The organism is Streptomyces sp. NPDC059455, from assembly GCF_042750115.1.
Classification (GTDB): domain Bacteria; phylum Actinomycetota; class Actinomycetes; order Streptomycetales; family Streptomycetaceae; genus Streptomyces; species Streptomyces endocoffeicus.
Genome location: NZ_JBHYVB010000181.1, coordinates 19,832 through 23,404, shown reverse-complemented (window position 1 = coordinate 23,404; position 3,573 = coordinate 19,832). Strand labels below are relative to the sequence as shown.

Here is a 3,573-nt window from a genome sequence, read left to right as displayed (position 1 = left end):
GTCTCCAAGAAGGAGCCCGCCGCGCCGTCCGCGGGGCCCGAGCTGGTCACGCTGCGCGGCCCGTCCGCCGCCGTGGCGAAGAACATGAACGCGTCGCTGGAGCTGCCGACCGCCACCTCGGTGCGTGCCGTCCCGGTGAAGCTGCTGTTCGACAACCGCATCGTCATCAACAACCACCTCAAGCGCGCCCGCGGCGGCAAGGTGTCCTTCACGCACCTGATCGGCTACGCCATGGTGCAGGCGCTGAAGGCGATGCCCTCGATGAACCACTCGTTCACCGAGAAGGACGGCAAGCCGACCCTGGTCAAGCCCGAGCACATCAACCTCGGTCTCGCCATCGACCTGGTCAAGCCCAATGGCGACCGCCAGCTCGTCGTCGCGGCGATCAAGAAGGCCGAGACGCTGAACTTCTTCGAGTTCTGGCAGGCCTACGAGGACATCGTCCGCCGCGCCCGCGCGAACAAGCTGACGATGGACGACTTCACCGGCGTCACGGCCTCCCTCACCAACCCCGGCGGCATCGGCACCGTCCACTCGGTGCCGCGGCTGATGCCCGGCCAGGGCCTGATCATCGGCGTCGGCGCCATGGAGTACCCGGCCGAGTTCCAGGGCACCTCCCAGGACACCCTGAACAAGCTGGGCATCTCCAAGGTCATGACGCTGACCAGCACCTATGACCACCGGGTGATCCAGGGCGCCGCCTCCGGCGAGTTCCTGCGGATCATGAGCCAGCTGCTGCTCGGCGAGAACGACTTCTTCGACGAGATCTTCAAGGCGCTGCGCATCCCCTACGAGCCGGTCCGCTGGCTCAAGGACATCGACGTCAGCCACGACGACGACGTCACCAAGGCGGCGCGGGTCTTCGACCTGATCCACTCCTACCGGGTCCGCGGCCATGTCATGGCCGACACCGACCCGCTGGAGTACCGCCAGCGCAAGCACCCCGACCTGGACATCATCGAGCACGGGCTCACCCTGTGGGACCTGGAGCGCGAGTTCGCGGTCGGCGGCTTCGCGGGCAAGTCCATGATGAAGCTGCGCGACATCCTGGGCGTGCTGCGCGACTCGTACTGCCGCACCACCGGCATCGAGTTCATGCACATCCAGGACCCCAAGCAGCGCAAGTGGATCCAGGACCGCGTCGAGCGCAACCACGACAAGCCGGAGCGCGAGGAGCAGCTGCGCATCCTGCGCCGGCTCAACGCGGCCGAGGCGTTCGAAACCTTCCTGCAGACCAAGTACGTCGGCCAGAAGCGGTTCTCCCTGGAGGGCGGCGAGTCCGTCATCCCGCTGCTGGACGCGGTACTGGACGCGGCCGCCGAGTCGCGTCTTGACGAGGTCGTCGTCGGCATGGCCCACCGCGGCCGGCTGAACGTGCTGGCCAACATCGTCGGCAAGTCGTACGCGCAGATCTTCCGCGAGTTCGAGGGCAACCTCGACCCGAAGTCCATGCACGGCTCCGGTGACGTCAAGTACCACCTGGGCGCCGAGGGCACCTTCACCGGTCTGGACGGCGAGCAGATCAAGGTCTCGCTCGCCGCGAACCCCTCCCACCTGGAGGCCGTGGACCCGGTCCTGGAGGGCGTTGTCCGCGCCAAGCAGGACATCATCGGCAAGGCCGGCACCGACTTCACGGTGCTGCCCGTCGCCCTCCACGGCGACGCGGCCTTCGCGGGCCAGGGCGTCGTGGCCGAGACGCTGAACATGTCGCAGCTGCGCGGCTACCGCACCGGCGGCACCGTGCACATCGTGATCAACAACCAGGTCGGCTTCACCGCCGCCCCGGCCGCGTCCCGCTCCTCGATGTACGCCACGGACGTCGCGCGCATGATCGAGGCGCCGATCTTCCACGTCAACGGCGACGACCCGGAGGCCGTCGTGCGCGTCGCGCGGCTCGCCTTCGAGTTCCGCCAGGCGTTCAACAAGGACGTGGTCATCGACCTCATCTGCTACCGCCGCCGCGGCCACAACGAGACCGACAACCCCGGTTTCACCCAGCCGCTGATGTACGACCTGATCGACAAGAAGCGCTCGGTGCGCAAGCTCTACACCGAGTCGCTGATCGGGCGCGGCGACATCACCCTGGAAGAGGCCGAGCAGGCGCTGCAGGACTTCCAGGGCCAGCTGGAGAAGGTCTTCACCGAGGTCCGCGACGCGGTCTCGGCCCCGGCCCCGGCCGAGGTCCCCGAACCGCAGGCGGAGTTCCCCGTCACGGTCCAGACGGCCGTCTCCCAGGAGGTCGTCAAGCGGATCGCCGAGTCCCAGGTCAACACCCCCGACCGGATCACCGTCCACCCGCGGCTGTTCCCGCAGCTCCAGCGGCGCGCGGCGATGATCGAGGACGACTCGATCGACTGGGGCATGGGCGAGACCCTCGCCATCGGCTCGCTGCTGATGGAGGGCACCCCGGTCCGGCTCGCCGGCCAGGACTCCCGCCGCGGCACCTTCGGCCAGCGTCACGCGGTGCTGGTGGACCGCGAGACCGGCGACGACTACACCCCGCTGCTGTACCTCACCGAGGACCAGGCGCGGTACAACGTCTACGACTCGCTGCTCAGCGAGTACGCGGCCATGGGCTTCGAGTACGGCTACTCGCTGGCCCGCCCGAACGCGCTGGTCATGTGGGAGGCGCAGTTCGGTGACTTCGTCAACGGCGCGCAGACCATCGTCGACGAGTTCATCTCCTCGGCCGAGCAGAAGTGGGGCCAGACGTCTGGTGTCACCCTGCTGCTGCCGCACGGCTACGAGGGCCAAGGGCCGGACCACTCCTCGGCCCGGATCGAGCGCTTCCTCCAGCTGTGCGCGCAGAACAACATGACGGTCGCCGCGCCGACGCTGCCGTCGAACTACTTCCACCTGCTGCGCTGGCAGGTCCACAACCCGCACCACAAGCCGCTGGTCGTCTTCACCCCGAAGTCGATGCTGCGTCTGAAGGCCGCGGCGTCGAAGACCGACGAGTTCCTCAACGGCTCGTTCCGCCCGGTGATCGGCGACGAGACGGTCGACCCGGCGTCGGTGCGCAAGGTGGTCTTCTGCTCCGGCAAGGTCTACTACGACCTGGCCGCCGAGCGGGACAAGCGCGGTGCGAACGACACGGCGATCATCCGCCTGGAGCGGCTGTACCCGCTGCCGGGTGCGGAGCTGCAGGCCGAGATCGCCAAGTACTCGGGCGTCGAGAAGTTCGTCTGGGCGCAGGAGGAACCGGCCAACCAGGGTGCGTGGCCGTTCATCGCGCTCAACCTGATCGACCACCTGGAGCTGTCGGTCGGCGCGGACGTCCCCGCCGCCGAGCGCCTGGTCCGGGTCTCCCGCCCGCACTCGTCCTCGCCCGCGGTGGGGTCGAACAAGCGGCACCAGTCGGAGCAGGGAGCGCTGGTGGGCGAGGTCTTCGAGATCTGATTCGCCCCGTTCACCACGGAAGGGCCGGGCCCCCCGCGCGCGGGGCCGGGGGGTACCCCGGGCGTCAGCGCGTGTGCCTGTGGGGGGTGGACCGCCGCGCGCCCGGGGTGTATCGACTTCGCCCCCCGCCCCGCGCCCACCACCTGGAGCGGCGCCCGGTGCTGGGCATAGTGG

Annotated in this window: 1 protein-coding gene; it reads left to right on the top strand. The window is 68.8% G+C overall.

The annotated features are described in order from the left end of the window. A partial coding sequence (locus tag ACFXB5_RS41365) for a multifunctional oxoglutarate decarboxylase/oxoglutarate dehydrogenase thiamine pyrophosphate-binding subunit/dihydrolipoyllysine-residue succinyltransferase subunit (protein ID WP_385218561.1) occupies nucleotides 1-3,399 on the top strand: 3,399 nt, incomplete at its 5' end. Between the last annotated feature and the right edge of the window lie 174 nt (nucleotides 3,400-3,573).